This window comes from Erwinia rhapontici (assembly GCF_012271765.1).
In the GTDB taxonomy this organism is placed as follows: Bacteria; Pseudomonadota; Gammaproteobacteria; order Enterobacterales; family Enterobacteriaceae; genus Erwinia; species Erwinia rhapontici.
Genome location: NZ_VRKO01000017.1, coordinates 20202 through 39098 on the forward strand (window position 1 = coordinate 20202; position 18897 = coordinate 39098).

General features: G+C 54.3%; 16 protein-coding genes, 7 tRNA genes and 3 other RNA genes. 21 read left to right on the forward strand and 5 right to left on the reverse strand.

What is annotated here, in order from left to right; all coding sequences use genetic code 11:
• Positions 1 to 158: 158 nt before the first annotated feature.
• The 20 genes from wecA (at position 159) to FVB43_RS21845 (ending at position 12651) form a co-directional block, all read left to right on the forward strand.
• On the forward strand, positions 159 to 1262 hold the full coding sequence (wecA, locus tag FVB43_RS21750) for a UDP-N-acetylglucosamine--undecaprenyl-phosphate N-acetylglucosaminephosphotransferase (RefSeq protein ID WP_133846870.1): 1104 nt from the start codon (positions 159 to 161) through the stop codon (positions 1260 to 1262).
• Between the two features lie 30 nt (positions 1263 to 1292).
• The gene (gene wzzE / locus FVB43_RS21755; protein ID WP_133846869.1) at positions 1293 to 2321 is read left to right on the forward strand and encodes an ECA polysaccharide chain length modulation protein; all 1029 of its coding nucleotides are present in this window, start codon (positions 1293 to 1295) and stop codon (positions 2319 to 2321) included.
• Between the two features lie 48 nt (positions 2322 to 2369).
• Complete coding sequence (gene wecB, locus FVB43_RS21760; RefSeq protein WP_159338529.1) at positions 2370 to 3500, forward strand: non-hydrolyzing UDP-N-acetylglucosamine 2-epimerase; 1131 nt, start codon at positions 2370 to 2372, stop codon at positions 3498 to 3500.
• Complete coding sequence (wecC, locus tag FVB43_RS21765) at positions 3497 to 4759, forward strand: UDP-N-acetyl-D-mannosamine dehydrogenase (RefSeq protein ID WP_133846867.1); 1263 nt, start codon at positions 3497 to 3499, stop codon at positions 4757 to 4759. The genes wecB and wecC overlap by 4 nt, the downstream gene beginning before the upstream one ends.
• Complete coding sequence (gene rffC / locus FVB43_RS21770; protein ID WP_159338530.1) at positions 4759 to 5454, forward strand: dTDP-4-amino-4,6-dideoxy-D-galactose acyltransferase; 696 nt, start codon at positions 4759 to 4761, stop codon at positions 5452 to 5454. Before wecC ends, rffC begins: the two co-directional genes overlap by 1 nt.
• Positions 5451 to 6581, forward strand: coding sequence for a dTDP-4-amino-4,6-dideoxygalactose transaminase (rffA, locus tag FVB43_RS21775; protein ID WP_133846865.1), 1131 nt, complete (start codon positions 5451 to 5453; stop codon positions 6579 to 6581). Before rffC ends, rffA begins: the two co-directional genes overlap by 4 nt.
• Before the next feature lies 1 nt (position 6582).
• Positions 6583 to 7833: a lipid III flippase WzxE gene (wzxE, locus tag FVB43_RS21780; protein ID WP_159338531.1), complete on the forward strand. Its 1251-nt coding sequence runs from the start codon at positions 6583 to 6585 to the stop codon at positions 7831 to 7833.
• Positions 7830 to 8906, forward strand: a complete 1077-nt coding sequence (gene wecF / locus FVB43_RS21785; RefSeq protein WP_159338532.1) for a TDP-N-acetylfucosamine:lipid II N-acetylfucosaminyltransferase — start codon at positions 7830 to 7832, stop codon at positions 8904 to 8906. Before wzxE ends, wecF begins: the two co-directional genes overlap by 4 nt.
• Positions 8903 to 10249 carry an ECA oligosaccharide polymerase gene (gene wzyE / locus FVB43_RS21790; protein ID WP_133846862.1) on the forward strand — a complete coding sequence of 449 codons (1347 nt, stop codon included), beginning with the start codon at positions 8903 to 8905 and terminating at the stop codon, positions 10247 to 10249. The genes wecF and wzyE overlap by 4 nt, the downstream gene beginning before the upstream one ends.
• A 34-nt stretch (positions 10250 to 10283) precedes the next feature.
• A complete protein-coding gene (wecG, locus tag FVB43_RS21795) occupies positions 10284 to 11024 on the forward strand; it encodes a lipopolysaccharide N-acetylmannosaminouronosyltransferase (protein ID WP_133846861.1) in 741 nt (246 codons plus the stop codon).
• A gap of 179 nt (positions 11025 to 11203) precedes the next feature.
• Positions 11204 to 11280 (forward strand) — tRNA-Arg (locus FVB43_RS21800).
• A gap of 85 nt (positions 11281 to 11365) precedes the next feature.
• Positions 11366 to 11441, forward strand: a tRNA-His gene (locus FVB43_RS21805).
• A 27-nt stretch (positions 11442 to 11468) separates the two neighbouring features.
• A tRNA-Leu gene (locus FVB43_RS21810) sits at positions 11469 to 11555 on the forward strand.
• 34 nt (positions 11556 to 11589) lie between these two features.
• Positions 11590 to 11666 (forward strand) — tRNA-Pro (locus tag FVB43_RS21815).
• Between the two features lie 93 nt (positions 11667 to 11759).
• Positions 11760 to 11836: transfer RNA gene (locus FVB43_RS21820), tRNA-Pro, on the forward strand.
• A gap of 93 nt (positions 11837 to 11929) precedes the next feature.
• Positions 11930 to 12006 (forward strand) — tRNA-Pro (locus tag FVB43_RS21825).
• A gap of 93 nt (positions 12007 to 12099) precedes the next feature.
• Positions 12100 to 12176: transfer RNA gene (locus FVB43_RS21830), tRNA-Pro, on the forward strand.
• A gap of 33 nt (positions 12177 to 12209) precedes the next feature.
• Positions 12210 to 12335: non-coding RNA, RtT sRNA (locus FVB43_RS21835), on the forward strand.
• A 33-nt stretch (positions 12336 to 12368) separates the two neighbouring features.
• A non-coding RNA gene (locus FVB43_RS21840) (RtT sRNA) lies at positions 12369 to 12494 on the forward strand.
• 36 nt (positions 12495 to 12530) lie between these two features.
• Positions 12531 to 12651: non-coding RNA, RtT sRNA (locus FVB43_RS21845), on the forward strand.
• Positions 12652 to 12702: 51 nt separating this feature from the next.
• Here the strand turns inward: FVB43_RS21845 and FVB43_RS21850 are convergent.
• Positions 12703 to 13287, reverse strand: coding sequence for an NAD(P)H-dependent oxidoreductase (locus FVB43_RS21850; RefSeq protein WP_133846860.1), 585 nt, complete (start codon positions 13285 to 13287; stop codon positions 12703 to 12705).
• 79 nt (positions 13288 to 13366) lie between these two features.
• Between FVB43_RS21850 and FVB43_RS21855 the strand changes: the two genes are divergently transcribed.
• Positions 13367 to 13978: a TetR/AcrR family transcriptional regulator gene (locus FVB43_RS21855; RefSeq protein ID WP_133846859.1), complete on the forward strand. Its 612-nt coding sequence runs from the start codon at positions 13367 to 13369 to the stop codon at positions 13976 to 13978.
• A 550-nt stretch (positions 13979 to 14528) separates the two neighbouring features.
• Here FVB43_RS21855 and hemY read toward each other — a convergent pair.
• The 4 genes from hemY to hemC form a co-directional block, all read right to left on the reverse strand.
• The gene (gene hemY, locus FVB43_RS21860) at positions 14529 to 15719 is read right to left on the reverse strand and encodes a protoheme IX biogenesis protein HemY (RefSeq protein WP_167864840.1); all 1191 of its coding nucleotides are present in this window, start codon (positions 15717 to 15719) and stop codon (positions 14529 to 14531) included.
• A 2-nt stretch (positions 15720 to 15721) separates the two neighbouring features.
• Positions 15722 to 16861 (reverse strand): uroporphyrinogen-III C-methyltransferase, encoded by a 1140-nt coding sequence (hemX, locus tag FVB43_RS21865; RefSeq protein WP_133846858.1) that lies wholly within the window; start codon positions 16859 to 16861, stop codon positions 15722 to 15724.
• 79 nt (positions 16862 to 16940) lie between these two features.
• Entirely contained in the window at positions 16941 to 17684 is a 744-nt protein-coding gene (hemD, locus tag FVB43_RS21870; protein ID WP_133846857.1) for a uroporphyrinogen-III synthase, read from the reverse strand.
• Positions 17681 to 18622 carry a hydroxymethylbilane synthase gene (gene hemC / locus FVB43_RS21875; RefSeq protein WP_133846856.1) on the reverse strand — a complete coding sequence of 314 codons (942 nt, stop codon included), beginning with the start codon at positions 18620 to 18622 and terminating at the stop codon, positions 17681 to 17683. Before hemC ends, hemD begins: the two co-directional genes overlap by 4 nt.
• Between the last annotated feature and the right edge of the window lie 275 nt (positions 18623 to 18897).

Consider the following 18897-nt stretch of genomic DNA (forward strand, 5'->3'; position numbering starts at 1 on the left):
TGATCTGGGAGAATTAATCTAAAGAACGGCACGGGATACTGATCAATGGGGATATTGATTATGCTTGTCCCGGTGAATAAAATTCAGAATTGAAGAGATGTTATTGGCACAAATATTGCTTATAACATTGTGCAATTCTTAGCAGAGAGCTGGATAATGTGAATTTACTCAATATGAGTACAGAACTTGGCCTGACTTTTTTATTTTCATTGGTGTTTCTTTTCTTTGCACGTAAAGCGGCTAACAAAATTGGATTGGTGGACAAGCCCAATTATCGCAAACGTCACCAGGGGGCTATTCCGCTGGTAGGCGGTATCTCTGTGTTTGCAGGCAGCTGTTTTGCTTTTGCATTGACGAATTTCTACATACCTCACTCAGTGCTATATCTGGCGTGTGCCGGGTGCCTGGTACTGGTGGGGGCGCTTGATGATCGTTATGACATTAGTGTGAAATTCCGCGCGGTGGTACAGGCGGGTGTCGCCATTGTCATGATGATGAAAGCTAAACTTTACCTGCTAAGCCTGGGCTACATCTTTGGCCCATGGGAACTGGTGGTAGGGCCGTTCGGCTATGTGCTGACGCTGTTTGCTGTCTGGGCTGCGATCAACGCCTTCAATATGGTGGACGGCATCGACGGACTGCTGGGCGGTTTATCCTGTGTGACGTTCCTGGCGATGGGGGTCATCCTCCAGTTTGACGGGCAGAGCAGCCTTGCCATGTGGTGCTTTATCATGATTGCAGCCATCGTGCCCTACATCCTGTTGAATCTGGGAATGTTTGGCCGCCGCTATAAAGTCTTTATGGGCGATGCTGGCAGCACGGTTATTGGCTTCACAATTATCTGGATCCTGTTAGAAGCGACCCAGGGTCAGAACCATCCCATCACGCCAGTGACGGCGCTCTGGCTGATTGCGATTCCATTAATGGATATGGTCGCCATTATGTATCGCCGTCTGAGCAAAGGGATGAGCCCCTTCTCCGCAGATCGCCAACATATTCACCATCTGATCATGCGCGCCGGTTTTACTTCGCGTCAGGCGTTTGTCCTGATCACCGCGGCTGCGGCCCTGCTGGCTATCGTTGGTGTGCTGGGCGAGTACCTTTCATTTGTCCCTGAGTGGATGATGCTGGTTCTGTTCCTGCTGGCCTTTATGCTCTACGGCTACTGCATTAAACGCGCGTGGCGCGTGGCGCGCATGATCAAACGGTTTAAACGCCGTCTGCGAAATAACAATAATGACAGCAAATCTCCTACTGACTGACCTATGCCCTGACGACAAGGAAACAGATGTATGACCTATCCTGACGCTGCAGATAACGAGTTGGATATTCGTGGCCTTTGCTGCACGCTATGGCGCGGTAAGTTATGGATTATTGCGGGTGGTGTGCTCTTTGCCCTGCTGGCCTGGATCTATTCGTTGCTGGTGACGCCGAAGTGGAGCACCACGGCGATTGTGGATCGTCCTACGGTGAATATGTTGTCCGGGTTTTATTCCCAGCAGCAGTTTCTCAATAATCTGGATATTCGTGCTGGCAGCCTGACCGTGGCTCCGCCGACGGTGATGGATGAAGCGTATCAGGAGTTTATGATGCAGCTTTTTGCCTGGGATACGCGTCGTGACTTCTGGCTACAGTCCAGCTATTACCAGCAGCGTAAAAGCGGCAAGACCGGTGAAGACGCCGCCTTACTGGATGAAATGATTGCCAATATCCAGTTCCAGCCCGCCGATAATGCGAAAAATATCAACGATACCGTCAGGTTGATCGCGGAAACAGCAGCAGATGCGAATACCCTGCTGCGCCAGTATGTTGCCTTTGCTAATGCCCGTGCTACCACGCATCTCAATGAAGAACTCGCCGCTGCCTGGGCTGCGCGCAGTATTCAGTTAAAGGCGCAGATTAAGCGTCAGGAAGCGGTTGCCAAAGCCATTTACGACCGTCAGATCAACAGCATCGGACAGGCGCTGAAAATTGCGCAGCAGCAGGGCTTTGAACAAGCAAAAACACAGACCCCTTCCGAGCAATTACCGGACTCTGAAATGTTCATGCTGGGCAGGCCAATGTTGCAGGCGCGATTGGAAAATCTGCGTGCAACGGGCCCATCCTACGATCTGGAGTACGATCAAAACCGGGCTATGCAGGCGACACTGAATGTCGGTCCTACGTTGGTAAAATCATTCCAGACCTGGCGTTATCTGCGCACACCGGAAGAGCCAGTAAAACGTGACAGCCCACGCCGTGTTTTACTGATGATTATGTGGGGCACGGTAGGCGTGCTACTGGGTGCCGGGACTGCGCTGGTGCGCCGCTCTCGCCGTTAAGGGCACTGAATAAGTGCTGTTAAACCATTTCGAATTAAGAGAGTCACGGTGAAAGTATTAACGGTTTTTGGCACGCGTCCCGAAGCGATAAAAATGGCACCTCTGGTGCATGCGCTGGCGCAGGATGAGGACATTGAGTCGCGCTTATGCGTGACCGCACAGCATAGGGAAATGCTCGATCAGGTATTGCACCTGTTTTCCATCGTGCCGGATTACGATCTTAATATCATGCAACCAGGCCAGGGTTTGACCGAGATCACCAGCCGTATTCTGGAGGGTTTGAAGACGGTATTTGCCGATTTCACCCCAGATGTGGTGCTGGTTCACGGCGATACCACGACTACGCTGGCTGCCAGCCTCGCGGCGTTTTACCACCGAATTCCGGTGGGGCACGTGGAAGCGGGGCTGCGCACGGGTGATCTTTGGTCGCCGTGGCCAGAAGAAGCGAACCGTACGCTGACCGGTCATCTTGCCAGCTACCACTTCACCCCGACCGCCAGTTCGCAGCAGAATCTGTTGCGTGAAAATCTGCCCGCATCCCGTATTTTCGTGACGGGCAACACCGTGATTGATGCGCTGTTCTGGGTGCGTGATCGCGTACTCAGTGACGATGCGCTGAGAAATAGCCTGGCAGCTCGCTACCCGTTCCTGGATGCGGATAAAAAGTTGATTCTGGTCACCGGCCACCGTCGTGAAAGTTTCGGTGGCGGCTTTGAGCGTATCTGTAACGCGCTGGCTGAAATTGCACGTCTGCACCCCGACACGCAGATTGTCTATCCCGTGCATCTCAACCCGAATGTCAGCGAGCCGGTAAACCGCATTCTGCGCGGTATAGATAATATTATTTTAATTGAACCGCAGGAGTACCTGCCTTTTGTCTGGCTGATGGATCGCGCCTGGCTGATCCTGACGGATTCCGGTGGTATTCAGGAAGAAGCGCCATCGCTCGGTAAACCGGTGCTGGTGATGCGTGATGCCACCGAACGCCCTGAGGCGCTGGCAGCAGGCACCGTCAAACTGGTGGGCACAGACGGCGCGAAGATCGTCAGCGAAGTGACCCGTCTGCTCACCGATGAGGACGCGTGGCATGCAATGAGCCGCGCCCATAACCCTTATGGTGACGGGCTGGCCTGCCAGCGTATTGTGCAGGCTCTCAAAAATAATCGGATAACATTATGAGTTTCAATACTATTTCAGTGATCGGTCTGGGTTACATCGGCCTGCCTACCGCTGCCGCTTTTGCTTCGCGCCAGAAGCAGGTGATCGGCATTGATATCAATGCGCACGCGGTCGAAACCATCAACCGTGGCGAGATCCACATTGTCGAACCGGACCTCGATCGCGTGGTGAAAACGGCCGTTGAAGGCGGGTGGTTACGCGCAGCTATGCAACCACAGGCTGCCGATGCTTATCTGATTGCTGTGCCGACACCCTTTAAAGGCGAGCACCAGCCGGATATGGCTTACGTGCAGGCGGCGGCCGTGTCGATTGCCACGGTGTTAAAAAAGGGTGATCTGGTGATCCTGGAATCGACCTCACCTGTTGGCGCTACCGAACAGATGGCGGCATGGTTGGCGGCGGCTCGCTCGGATCTGACGTTCCCACAGCAGGCCGGTGAAAACGCGGATATCCAGGTGGCCTACTGCCCGGAGCGCGTGTTACCTGGCCAGGTGATGGTTGAACTGTTTAAAAACGACCGTGTGATTGGTGGTATGACGCCACGCTGTTCACAGCGCGCCTGCGAGCTGTACAACATTTTCCTGGAAGGCGAGTGCGTGGTGACTAACTCGCGCACCGCTGAGATGTGCAAATTAACCGAAAACAGCTTCCGCGACGTCAATATTGCCTTCGCGAACGAGCTGTCACTGATCGCGGCCGATCAGGGTATTAACGTCTGGGAGTTGATCCGGCTGGCCAATCGCCACCCGCGTGTCAATATTCTGCAACCTGGACCGGGTGTAGGCGGGCACTGCATTGCGGTCGATCCATGGTTTATCGTGGCACAGAATCCGGTACAAGCACGTTTGATCCGTACCGCGCGTGAAGTCAACGACAGCAAGCCGCACTGGGTGCTGGAGCAGGTTCAGCGCCAGGTGGCCGACTGCCTGATGAGCAACAACAAACGCGCCAGCGAGCTGAAAATCGCCTGCTTTGGTCTGGCGTTTAAACCCGATATTGATGATCTGCGGGAAAGCCCGGCGGTACAGGTCACCAAAATGATTGCCGACTGGCATCAGGGCACCACGCTGGTGGTGGAGCCTAACGTGCAGCAACTTCCGGCAAAATTGCAGGACAGCGTGACGCTGATGACGTTGGACGATGCGCTGCAACAGGCCGATGTGCTGGTGATGCTGGTGGACCATCGTGATTTTAAAGCCATTGATCCGACAGCCGTCAGCCAGCAATGGATTGTTGATACGAAAGGTGTCTGGCGTTAGTGAAAGCGACGCTTAAACCCCTGGCGTGGGAAAACGCCTTCTTTGGATGTCACAGTGCCCTGCTTGAATTGCACGGTGATACACCGCTGGATAGCGCGCAACTCGACAGCTATACGCTGGTGCAGGTCAAAGTACTGGCTCAACAGAGTTCAGAGCTGGATGCCCTGAGCGCGTTGGGGTTTCGCCTGGTGGAAGGGGAAGCAGACTGCGTGCTGGGTATCACCCCTGTTGAACGCCCGACGGGCATTCGTATTGCCCGCTCTGAGCATATCCCCATGCTGCGGCAGGTGGCTGAAGAAGCGTTCATCTACAGCCGTTTTCGCGCGCCCTGGTATGCGCCGGGCGACAGCGGGCGTTTTTATGCGCAGTGGGTGGAAAATGCCGTACGCGGCACCTTTGATCACCAGTGCCTGCTGGCGGTGGATGAGCAGGGCGCGATGCAGGGCTTTGTGTCGCTGCGTGAGCTGGAAGACGGCACGGCACGCATTGGCCTGCTGGCTGTAGTGCCAGCCGCGCAGGGGCTGGGCATTGGCCAGCGGCTGATGAACGCAGCTAATGACTGGTGCCGCGCGCGCCGACTGACACGGCTTCATGTCGCAACGCAACTGGGCAATGTTGCCGCGCTGCGACTCTATCTTCGCTGCGGTGGCGTGATTGAACGCACCGCCTACTGGTTATACAGGGAAACGCCATGATTCCGTTTAATGCGCCACCGGTGGTGGGAACTGAACTTGAATATATGCAGTCGGCAATGGGCAGCGGCAAACTCTGCGGCGACGGCGGTTTTACCCGTCGCTGCCAACAGTGGATGGAGCAGCGCTTCGGCAGCCGCAAAGTCCTGCTGACCCCCTCCTGCACCGCATCGCTGGAGATGGCGGCCATCCTGATCGACATTCAGCCCGGTGATGAAGTGATCATGCCGAGCTACACGTTTGTCTCTACGGCCAACGCCTTCGTGCTGCGCGGTGCAACGATTGTGTTTGTCGATGTGCGTCCGGATACCATGAACATCGATGAGTGCCTGATAGAAGCCGCGATCACCGATAAAACCAAAGCCATTGTGCCGGTACATTACGCGGGCGTTGCCTGCGAGATGGACACCATTATGGCGTTGGCGAAAAAGCACCAACTGTGGGTGGTGGAAGATGCTGCGCAGGGCGTGATGTCGACTTACAAAGGCCGGGCGCTGGGCAGCATCGGTCATATCGGCTGCTTTAGCTTCCACGAAACTAAAAACTATACCGCGGGTGGTGAAGGCGGTGCGACGCTGGTCAACGACGCGTCCCTGGTCGAGCGTGCTGAAATCATTCGTGAAAAAGGGACCAACCGCAGCCAGTTTTTCCGCGGCCAGGTGGATAAATACACCTGGCGTGATATCGGCTCCAGCTACCTGATGGCGGATTTGCAGGCAGCATATCTCTGGGCGCAGCTGGAGGCAGCGGAACGCATTAACCAGCAACGTTTGCGCCTGTGGCAGACCTACCACGATGCGTTGCAGCCGTTGGCCGCACGTGGGCGCATTGAGCTGGCTAGCATACCCGCCGACTGTGAACACAATGCCCATATGTTTTATCTGAAGCTGCGTGACCATGATGACCGCAGCGCGCTGATTGCATGGCTGAAAGAGGCCGAAATCCTGGCGGTGTTCCACTATATTCCGCTGCACAGCTCACCCGCGGGGCAGCGCTTTGGCCGTTTCCACGGTGAAGACCATTTCACCCAGACAGAGAGCGATCGCCTGCTTCGTTTGCCGCTGTTCTATAACCTTTCTGATAATAATCAGAAAACGGTGATCAACTCCTTACTGAGCTATTTCTCCTGATATGTCACTGGCAAAAGCGTCAGTGTGGACGGCAGCCTCCACGCTGGTAAAAATTGTCGCCGGTTTGCTGGTGGTGAAAATGCTGGCGGTCTCTTACGGGCCGGCGGGTGTCGGACAGGCGGGGAATTTTCGTCAATTGATTACCGTGCTCGGCGTACTGGCCGGAGCCGGCATTTTTAACGGCGTCACAAAGTATGTGGCGCAGTATCAGCAGCAGCCTGAACAGCTGCGTGCCGTTACTGGCACTGCATCGTCAATGGTGCTGGGATTCTCATTGCTGCTGGCGCTGGTGTTCCTGTTGTTCGCTGCGCCCATCAGTCATGCACTGTTTGGCCATGACCGCTATCAGCAGGTGATCCGTATCGTCGCCTTCCTGCAGATGGGCATCGCCTGGGCTAATCTGGCGCTGGCGATCATGAAAGGTTTTCGTGATGCGGCAGGCAATGCATGGTCGCTGATTATCGGCAGCCTGACCGGCGTTGCTGCATGGTTTGTCTGCTACAAGCTGGGAGGTTACAGCGGTGCACTGATCGGGCTGGCGATGGTGCCTGCGCTGGTGGTGGTGCCGGCAGTGGTTTTGCTGGTGCGTCGCGAGCATCTGCCAATGCGCTATCTGCTGCCCGCCTGGCAGCCGGAGTTCGTGGCTCTGCTGGGTAAGTTTACGCTGATGGCACTGATCACCGCTGTGACGTTGCCCGTGGCGTGGATGATGATGCGTAACCTGCTGGCACAACATGCGGGGTGGGAACAGGTTGGGTTGTGGCAGGGCGTCAGCAGTATCTCGGATGCCTACCTGCAATTTATCACGGCGTCTTTCAGCGTGTATCTGCTGCCCACCTTGTCACGCCTGCAGCATAAGGCTGAGATTTCACGTGAAATTCTGAAGGCGCTGCGTTTCGTACTGCCGGTGGTCGCCGCCGTGAGTTTAACCGTCTGGTTACTGCGTGATGTGGCTATCTGGCTGCTGTTCTCCCGTGAGTTTGCGGCCATGCGCGATCTGTTTGTCTGGCAGTTGACGGGCGATGTACTCAAAGTGGGTTGCTACGTTTTTGGCTATCTGGTCATCGCGAAGGCATCGCTGCGTTTTTATGTGCTGACGGAAGTGAGCCAGTTTATCTTGCTCACCGGCTTTTCCCGCTGGCTGATCCCGCTGCATGGTGCAGCCGGTGCGGCTCAGGCGTATATGGCGACCTATATCGCTTATTTTGCACTCTGTGCAGGCATTTTTATTATTTACCGTAGACGAGTATGACCAGAGTAATCCACCTTTTAGGCTCAGACATCCCTCATCATAACCAGACGGTGTTGAGCTTCTTTGATCAACAGCTGCATGACGTGGTGCCCGTGGCAGCCGCGCGCGAGTTCTGGCTGGTGAGCGCACAGCCTGAGATGGCGCAGCCCTTTACGCGGCTGAATATCCGTGTTTTTGCAAATAAAGCGGCGCTCGCTGCTGCTGTGATTACCACCGGACGCCGTGAGCGTGACACGCGCTTTTTCTGCCACGGTCAGTTCAATCCTCGCTTGTGGCTGGCGCTGTTGTCCGGCCAGCTTAAGCGCTCTCAGATCTATTGGCATATCTGGGGGGCCGATCTGTATGAAGATTCGACCCGCCTGAAATTCCGGCTGTTCTATCTGCTGCGGCGTCAGGCACAAAAACGTGTGGCACAGGTGTTTGCCACCCGAGGTGATATTAATCACTTTCATCAGCGGCATCCGAAGGTTCCGGCTTCTTTACTCTATTTCCCGACACGGCTGGCACAGAATGTGCAAAGCAGTGATGAGCCGCAGGGGCAGCTGACCCTTCTGCTCGGTAATTCAGGGGATGCCAGCAACCGACATATTCAGGCATTGCAGTCCATCCATCAGCAGTTTGGCGATAATGTGCGAGTGAAAGTGCCGCTGGGCTACCCCGCCAATAACGAGGCGTATATTCAGCGTGTGCGCGACGCAGCCGCGGCGTTGTTTGCCCCGGGTGTCGTTGAGCTCCTGACCGAGAAGCTGGCGTTCAGCGATTATCTGCAATTGATCGCCCGTTGCCACCTTGGCTATTTTATTTTTGAACGCCAGCAGGGTATCGGTACGCTGTGTCTGTTGATGCAGGCCAATGTGCCCTTTGTGCTTAACCGAAAGAACCCGTTCTGGCAGGATCTGGCAGAACAACAGGTGCCGGTGTTGTTTGAGGGCGATCCGTTGGATGCAGCGACAGTGAAAGAGGCGCGGCGTCAGATGATGTTGCTGGATAAATCACATATTGCCTTTTTCGAGCCAGGCTACCTGAGCGGCTGGCAGCAGGCACTGCGTCGGGTAGAAGGGGACACCGCATGACGTTATTACAGTTTGCCGGGCTGCTGGTGGTGTATCTGTGCTGCTGTGGTTTTATTCTCACGCTGACCTGGCGCGAGTTTCGTCGTGTGCGCTTCAACTTCAACGTATTTTTCTCGCTGCTGTTTCTGCTGACGTTCTTCTTCGGCTTCCCGCTGACCTGCATGTTGGTGTTTGGATTTGATGTTGACGTGGTGCCGCCGGAGTATTTGCTCCAGGCGTTACTGTCAGCGGGCTGTTTCTACGCTATTTACTACGTCAGCTATAAAACCCGGCTGCGGGCGAAGCATCGGGCACCCCCTCGTCAGGTATTTACGATTAACCGTATTGAAGCCCATCTGACCTGGGGCATTCTGGCGCTGGTAGCGCTGGGAACCGTCAGTGTGTTCTTCCTGCACAATGGTTTCCTGCTCTTCAAGCTGCACAGCTACAGCCAGATTTTCTCGGCGGATGTCTCCGGCGTGGCGTTGAAGCGTTTCTTCTACTTCTTTATCCCGGCGATGCTGGTGATCTACTTCCTCAAGCAGGACAAGCGGAGCTGGCTGCTGTTTCTGGTCAGTACCGTAGCGTTTGGGCTGCTGACGTACATGATTGTTGGGGGCACCCGCGCCAACATCATTATTGCTTTTGCCCTGTTCCTGTTTATCGGCATTATTCGTGGCTGGATTACCCTGTGGATGCTAGTGCTGGCGGGGATTGGCGGGATTGTCGGCATGTTCTGGCTGGCGCTGAAGCGCTATAACCTCGATGTTAGCGGCGCGGAGGCGTTTTACACCTTCCTCTATCTGACCCGCGATACCTTCTCGCCGTGGGAGAACCTTGGCCTGCTGCTGCAAAATTATGACAAAATCGATTTCCAGGGGCTGGCACCAATCTGGCGTGACTTCTACGTGTTTATTCCCAGTTGGTTGTGGCATGACCGTCCTTCCATTGTGCTCAACAGCGCGAACTACTTTACGTGGGAAGTGCTGGATAACCACTCCGGGCTGGCCATCTCGCCCACATTAATCGGTTCGCTGGTGGTGATGGGCGGGGCGCTGTTTATTCCGCTGGGGGCGGTTGGCGTTGGGCTGATTATTAAGTGGTTCGACTGGTTATACGAAAAAGGCCAGCAAGAGCAGAATCGCTATAAAGCAGCGATTCTGCAAAGCTTCTGCTTTGGTGCCGTGTTCAACATGATCGTGCTGGCACGGGAAGGGCTGGATTCATTTGTTTCGCGCGTGGTGTTCTTCTGCGTGATTTTCGCGTTCTGTGTGGTGGTGGCGAAGCTGCTGTACTGGCTGCTGGACACCGCGGGTTTAATCCGTGCCCGTGTTCCGGTTCGTCCGCTGTCGACCCAACCGTAACGCTTGCCAGGCGATTTGTTTTGAAGGAATGTCCATGAGTGTTTCTGTAACCGTGCCGCAATATCGGATCCGCGGGATAACGCTGTCAGGCTTTAGTGATATGGCGCAGTTTGTTGATTACCTCAATCAACAGGGTGAGCTGAAAACCGGCACGCTGGTAGCGATCAACGCGGAGAAAGTGCTGACCGCAGAAGCCGATGCGGCGGTGTATCAGTTGATTGATGCCGCAGAATACAAATATGCCGATGGCATCAGCATCGTGCGCTCTATCCGCAAGAAGTATCCGCAGGCGCAGGTATCGCGCATTGCCGGAGCCGATCTGTGGGAAGCACTGATGGAGCGTGCCGGGCGTGAGGGAACGCCGGTTTTTCTCATTGGAGGCAAACCGCCGGTTCTTGCGCAGACCATCGATAAGTTGCGTCGCCAGTGGAATGTGAACATTGTCGGATCGCAGGATGGGTTCTTCACGCCGGACCAGCGCGATGCACTCTTTACGCGCATCCGGGAGAGCGGCGCGAAACTGGTGACGGTGGCGATGGGGTCACCACGGCAGGAGATTCTGATGCGTGACTGCAAAGCCAGCTACCCGGATGCGCTGTATATGGGCGTGGGCGGCACCTACGACGTGTTTACCGGCCAGGTGAAGCGTGCGCCTAAGATATGGCAGCGAATGGGCCTTGAGTGGCTGTATCGCCTGATTTCACAGCCTTCACGCCTGAAACGTCAGCTCAGATTGCTGAAATACCTCAAATATCACTGGCGCGGCGATCTTTAATCAATCAGTCATTGTTGTCACTGAAAGGTCTTTTATGCGATTTAACCGGGTGAAAAGGCCGAAAAACGCTGCTACTTTAGACGTAATGCACAAAGCGTAATCAAACGCGTTTTTTTGTGAAAAAAGCACTGGACAGTCAGGGCTCTCCTCCGTAGTATGCACATCCGCAACGGCGCTACGCGCCCGTAGCTCAGCTGGATAGAGCGCTGCCCTCCGGAGGCAGAGGTCTCAGGTTCGAATCCTGTCGGGCGCACCATTTATTTTGTGCGCATATGAGCGGCGGTGGTAACATTTACCGCGTTAGTCAGTAGTAGAAAGAAGCAGTAAAGAAGTCAGGTATGGTGGCTATAGCTCAGTTGGTAGAGCCCTGGATTGTGATTCCAGTTGTCGTGGGTTCGAGTCCCATTAGCCACCCCAGACTTTAAGTACAAGATTTTGTCGTATGCGAAGGTGGCGGAATTGGTAGACGCGCTAGCTTCAGGTGTTAGTGTCTTAACGGACGTGAGGGTTCAAGTCCCTCTCTTCGCACCACAAAATCTAAGCAGTAAAGCAGTGCCGTAGTATTCGGCGAGTAGCGCAGCTTGGTAGCGCAACTGGTTTGGGACCAGTGGGTCGGAGGTTCGAATCCTCTCTCGCCGACCAATTTAGAAAACCCTGCTGTGGCGGGGTTTTTGCTTAAAACCTGAGAGTTTTGAGCGATAAAAAAAAGAAAAGTAGTGGCATTACAGAAGTATTCGGCGAGTAGCGCAGCTTGGTAGCGCAACTGGTTTGGGACCAGTGGGTCGGAGGTTCGAATCCTCTCTCGCCGACCAATTTAGAAAACCCTGCTGTGGCGGGGTTTTTGCTTAAAACCTGAGAGTTTTGAGCGATAAAAAAAAGAAAAGTAGTGGCATTACAGAAGTATTCGGCGAGTAGCGCAGCTTGGTAGCGCAACTGGTTTGGGACCAGTGGGTCGGAGGTTCGAATCCTCTCTCGCCGACCAATTTAGAAAACCCTGCTGTGGCGGGGTTTTTGCTTAAAACCTGAGAGTTTTGAGCGATAAAAAAAAGAAAAGTAGTGGCATTACAGAAGTATTCGGCGAGTAGCGCAGCTTGGTAGCGCAACTGGTTTGGGACCAGTGGGTCGGAGGTTCGAATCCTCTCTCGCCGACCAATTTAAGAAACCTGCTTGAAAAAGCAGGTTTTTTTTCGTCTGTACATAATGAGGATGAGAACCTCCGAAGGAGGTTTGAGCCGAGCGAAGCGAGACAACGTTGCTTCAGCAACGGCCCGCAGGGCGGCTCGAAGAGCCGTAATCCTCTCTCGCCGACCAATTTAAGAAACCTGCTTGAAAAAGCAGGTTTTTTTTCGTCTGTACATAATGAGGATGAGAACCTCCGAAGGAGGTTTGAGCCGAGCGAAGCGAGACAACGTTGCTTCAGCAACGGCCCGCAGGGCGGCTCGAAGAGCCGTAATCCTCTCTCGCCGACCAATTTAAGAAACCTGCTTGAAAAAGCAGGTTTTTTTTCGTCTGTACATAATGAGGATGAGAATCTCCGAAGGAGGTTTGAGCCGAGCGAAGCGAGACAACGTTGCTTCAGCAACGGCCCGCAGGGCGGCTCGAAGAGCCGTAATCCTACTCGCTACCAATTTAAGAAACCTGCTTGAAAAAGCAGGTTTTTTTTCGTCTTTTATTTCGTTTACACCAGCCCCATTTTCCTTCCCAGCTCGCTCACATTTTGCAGTTCAGCGCTTAGCGCATCTCCGGGCATTTGTAACAACAGTTCAGAGGTCAGCACCTCCGCACCACAGAAATCGAAAATCCCGTGATCGATCTGCGTTCTCATGGCGGCAAAGTAACCGTGACGGGCGTAAGTACGCATATCGCCCGCGCCAATGGCGACCAGATGCACCTTAAGGTGTTGCAGTTTTTTTACCAGGCGGCCATCGTCATCGGCGTCATAAGCCCAGCCTTGAGTAAATACGCGGTCAATCCAGCCTTTTAGCTGTGCAGGCATCGACCACCAGTAAATCGGATAAACCAGTACAAGGGTGTCCGCGCGGTCGATCCTGGCGTGTTGCGCAACGATCTCCTCTGTTACCGATCCCTGCTGGCGGAACGCGGCTACATCATCGGCGGTAAAACGCGGGTCAAATCCTTCGGCGGCAAGATCGGCGATCTCAATGCTGCCACCTGTTGACTCGATGCCCTCTGCGAGTTGTCTGGCGACGAGATGTGTCAATGACTGGCGATCGGGATGAGAAACGACAATAAGGGTATGCATGAGCAGCCTCCGGCTTGCAGGTTGAACTGAGAAAAGTTACGCTAATATACTATTGGTAAGTTACCTTTGGTATATAAGCATGTCAACGGACAAAAACTCTTCACCGCTGCCCCGGCGACGTTTATCGCGTGAGGCGCGTTACCAGCAGCTCATTGAAGCTGCATGGCAGCTCATTCGTACCGAGGGAACGGAGGCGTTAACGCTGGGCCGACTGGCCGAGCAGTCAGACGTCACTAAGCCCGTGGTGTATGATCATTTCGGCACACGTTCAGGCCTGTTTGCGGTGCTCTATCAGGAGTTCGATGCCCGCCAAAATGCGCTGTTTGATGCGGCATTAGCGCAAAGTGAAGCCACTTTGTCGGCCAGGGCGCAGGTGATGGCAGAATCTTATGTGAATTGTGTTCAGAAACAGGGACGGGAGATACCGGGCATTATTGCTGCGCTGGTCGGCTCACCCGAGCTTGAGCAGATCAAGCGGGCCTACGAAGTGGCCTTTATCGAGAAGTGTCGCGAAACGCTGACGCCTTTTACCGGGGGTAAAGCATTATCGAACGCCGGTTTGTGGGCCATGTTGGGGGCTGCGGAAGCGGTGGCTTACGCATCCACCCGTCATGAAATCACCGAACAACAGGCGCGGGATGAGTTGTACGCGGTGATTATGGCACTGGTCGAACGCAGCGTAAGAACATAATATCCGTTTGTCGCTACATTGAGACATATAACGCTATGTTTAATAAGGTGTTTACTTAAGTATGCGCTGCCTGTCTCTAAATGGAGACGCACCTCGGGCAATCGTGTCGGCTTGAGGTGACATCAGAGAAGGGCAGTAAAGTCGGCTAAGCATGAATTAATATGTTAACTATCAGTGAGATATTAAATTCATGGTGAATGAATTTCTATTCTGGCACGCGCTGTGCAAGAATACCCTCGTAGATGCTCATTCCACCTCTTATGTTTGCAGATGCTTCATAAACCTGGGAATGACGCAGAGCCATTTTACGGTACCTGTTGTCCAGCCAGCCAATATCGCTAACGCCTTATTGGATCTATCGGGCAATACGTTGAGTCAGGTACCAATCGGTTGTCTTAACCGACCTGAAAATTTGCACCTGTCCCCGGACAGGTGTTTTTTTTTGCCCTGATGCCCGTCATCTTTCGTGCCGCAGATGCGTTGGCTGCGCAGTTACAGGCATAAAAAAGCCGGGCATTGCCCGGCTTTCATGTCTTTTTGCAGATGCAGATTAAGAATTATTTTTCAGCGTCAGCAGTAAACCATCACGACGCATGGTGGCCGCTTCTTCCGGCTTGTGCTGACGATCCAGCGTATCAGCCAGCCAGGCGTAGTCGAAAGCATCAGGGCGCTGTTGCAGCGCTGCACGGAAGGACTCGGCAGCCTGTTCCCATTCACCGTGCTGCATCAGCAGTTGACCCAGCGTACTGTGCAACAACGGTGTTGCACCATGCTGCTTGATCTGCTGACGAAGCGCTTTCTCCAACTGCTCCGGGTTACCGGTTTTCAGTCGTGGCATCAATAATACCAGGCGCTCATCGTACTGACGCTTCAGGCCATCCAACACGATTTGCTGTGCGGTGTCGTGGTCATTACAGACGATAAGATGGTCTGCCATAGCCACCTGTAGAGCGGGATCATGGCGTGTTTTACGGCTCTGGTTCTGCCACCAACGCTTCAGACCATCACTGCCCTGATCGGCCATGGCCTGGCTCATCAGGCCCAGCCATGCCTGCTGTTGCAAATCGAGGCGATGTGCTTCATCACCCAACTGAATCTTCTCCATGGCAGGGAGAATATCCAGCAATGCACCCCAGGCATGGGTACGCAGATAAGCCTGCTCAGCCAGACGCAGGACTTCAGGGTGGCGTGGCGCAATCTCCAGCAGACGATCAATACCGTGGCGTGCGGCGTGATCTTCATTACGTGCCAGTTGGATACGTACACGCGTGATCTCTACCGGCAGCGGGTCACCGTTATTTAATTCGGTAGCACGTTCCAGATGCTGATTGGCACGTATCTCGTCACCACGTTGTTGTGCGGCTTCGGCGGCCAGCAGATAGTTAACCATCGGTTGTTCAGCGTGGTCGGCATTACGTGACAGCAGTTTTTCAACCTGCTGGTAATCACCCTCCGCCAGTTTGATCAACGCAGCATTGGTATGTTTATGTGCACTGCGGCGTTTGCGGCCGCTAAACCAGCCGCGGGTGCGTGCCCCCGTACGGAAGAGACGGCGGAGCAGCCATTCGATAGCCAAAATCACTATCAGCGTCAGGATCAGCATGATCACCAGTGCAGTCACACTGGTTTTAATATCCCAGTTGTCGGTCTGGATCAGTACAAAGCCCTGATGACCCGCAATCACGGGACCCAGCACAATACCGGCGATTAGCAGCAGGAACAGCAGAAGTACTTTCAACATCATTATTCTCCCTGCTGCTGAGATGAAGCGGATGGTGCGGCTGGCTGTGCCAGCAGATTACGCACGCGTGTCTCCATCAATTTATCCAGCAGTGGCTGACTTTGCAGAGCTTCCGGAACATCCATTGATACGCTCTGCTGGCTCAGCTCATCCAACTGGCTAAGGAAGGCTTTTGTATTCGGATCGTTGCTGTCAAACCAGGCACGTGTCCAGGCGGAAACCGTGTCGATAGACTGTTTGAAGATTTCATCTTGATGACGCGGTACTGCCTGAGCCGCAATGAGCAGGCGTGAACGGATATTTTCACGTAAATAAATATCCTGATCCGGGGCCATCAGTGGCTCTGCGGTTGCGTCACGACGACGGATGGTGATGAAATCGTCCATAAAGTTATGCCAGCTCTTGACCAGATTCTGACGCCATTCACGCAGCGAAGAGGAAAGCTCATTGCTGTCGGCATCCATTGGCTCATTATCACTGTCATTATCGGCGATGCGCAGATTATCAACATCGTTAGATAATTGGTTTAATTTGAGGATCACGCCATCGTAGTCGACCTGGCTGAGAGCGGACAGGGTACTGATGTCATGCGTGAGCGCGCGGCGGGCATCGATCAGGCTCGGATCGTTCATGTCGGCCAGGCTGGCATCCGCACTTTTCAGCAGCGCTGCTGCGGTGGTGACGTCCTGATCGCTCCACAGCTTACGTCCGGCCATTTTGACCAGGTAATCAGCCTGCGCCAGCATCCATGTCTGGGCATCGCTGCCTGAGATGGTGGCGACTTTTTGTTTCAGCTCATCCAACTGTTGGCTGGTGGCTGCCTGCTGCTGACGGGCGGTATCCAGTGCGCTGGTTTGCGTTGCCAACTGCTGTTCCAGTGACTTTTTGTCACTGAGCGCTGACTGTTGCAGGTCGGATAGCTGTAAGGCAAGCGCCTGACTGGCGGCGGCCTGCTGCTGTATTTGATGGTTTCCATACAGAGAGAGACCCGCACCCACAGCCAGTGCAATCGCGATGGCGACAGCACCCAGCACTACACCGCTGTTTTTCACTTTACGTGGTGATTGTGATTCAGATGTTGAGTTATCAACCGCTGGGGTAGTCTCTTCAACCATGGCGGAGGAATCTTTGTGTTCCGTCATAATGGCTCATCCCATATTTAAGTGTGTTTTATACCTTAGCATTGACGTTTCATTGCTCGCGCAATATCCGTACGACCTTTTAAAGGTATAGCGCGCGCAATAGCGCGTCATTATCGGCACCCCCGGCGACACAAATGTTCGCCCAGCCCAGTTCCCGGGCCAGAGTAGCCAAACGTTCACTGACGACAACCAGCCGGCAGTGCAGGAGCCATTCATCCCGATCAACATCGGGGAACAGCTGGTAAAGCTGTTGCAGCATTTCACCACTGGTCACGACCAGGGTATCAATGCCGCAATTACGCCAGCGTCGGCCTTCTTCCGCTCCGTGATAAGGCTTTTCACAACGCTGGTAGCACTCAATGAACTCTACCTGAGCGCCACGGGCAAGCAAAGTTTCTGCCAGTAATTCCCGACCACCGTTGCCGCGCAGAATAAGGGCGCGTTTGCCGACCACCGCTTGCAGGGCCGGAAGCTGGATCAGTACTTCGCTGATTTCCTGCTCGTGAGGCCAGACAACGTTATGGCCACTGACCGCATGCAGTGCCAGCGCTGTCGTGCGGCCTATAGCATAATAGTTCAGGTTGGCAGGCCATGTAGTTCCAGTAGCAGAGAGTGCGGGCTGGGCATAATGGATAGCGTGTTGTGACAAGATAAAGACCAGATCGCCTGCCGCCAGCGATCGAAGTCGCCCGGGCAGGGTATCCAGCTGGGTTCCCGGCGTAAACTCAATCAACGGGAATGCCCAGGCCACCTGACCACGCGTGCGCAGACGGCTGACCAGCTCGTCGGCGGCCGGTGATGGGCGGGTGACCAGAATCGTCATGCCGGGGGATTTCCCTGGTAGACCTCAGCGAGGATGTCGCGCGCGCCGTTATCCAGCAGTTCCTCCGCCAGCGAAATACCCATTTTTTCTGCATCTGTACGTGGGCCGCGACGTTCACCGCGAACCATCAGGCTTCCGTCTGGCGCACCGACCAGCCCCCGTAGCCAGAGTTGATCGCCTTCCAGCAGCGCATAGCTGCCGATGGGCACCTGGCAACCCCCTTCCAGTCGGGTATTCATCGCACGCTCTGCACGAACCCGGCAGGCGGTGTCGTCGTGATTCAGCGCAGACAATAGCCCAATAACCCAGACATCATCGAGGCGGCATTCAATGCCCACCGCGCCCTGACCCACCGCCGGAAGAGATTCTTCAGCCGGCATGATCTGACGAATGCGATCGCCAAGGCCCAGACGTTTCAGCCCAGCCACGGCAAGGATAATGGCATCATATTCACCAGCATCCAGCTTGCCCAGGCGCGTGCCAACATTCCCGCGCAGCGAACGGATAATCAGATCCGGGCGACGTGCACTGATCTGACACTGGCGGCGCAGGCTGGACGTGCCGACAATCGCGCCCTGCGGTAAGTCATCGACAGACGCATAATGATGAGAAACAAAGGCATCATGCGGGTCTTCACGCTCGCAGATCGTGGTTAATCCCAGACCCGGCGGAAAATCGACCGGCACGTCTTTCATCGAATGCACGGCGATGTCGGCACGATCGGACAGCATGGCCTGTTCCAGTTCTTTAACGAACAGGCCTTTACCGCCGACTTTCGCCAGAGGAGTATCGAGGATCACATCCCCGCGTGTAACCATAGGCACCAGCTCAACGCGCAGGCCTGGATGGGCGGCGATTAAACGTTGCTGAACATACTCTGCCTGCCATAGCGCGAGTGGACTTTGTCGGGTGGCAATTCTTAAAATTTTGTCTAACATGCTTGATACCGTTTTGATCGTTCACTGATTATCCTATCATTGAACCGGGAATGCTGTCAGTTAAACGGCGGTACACGGAGGTATTGCATCAGGTTGGTCGCAAAATGTGCTAAACTGTTAAGTAGCGCAACTTTCTTTACGGTCAATCTGCCAGGTGTTAGATTGATCACGTTTCCAGCAATAATCTGCACGACTATTTTTAAAGCAAGCGGCAGATTTCGGAAACCGAACTTTTATATACCCTTGTTAGTCCAATAAGGGTATAGGCACTGGGA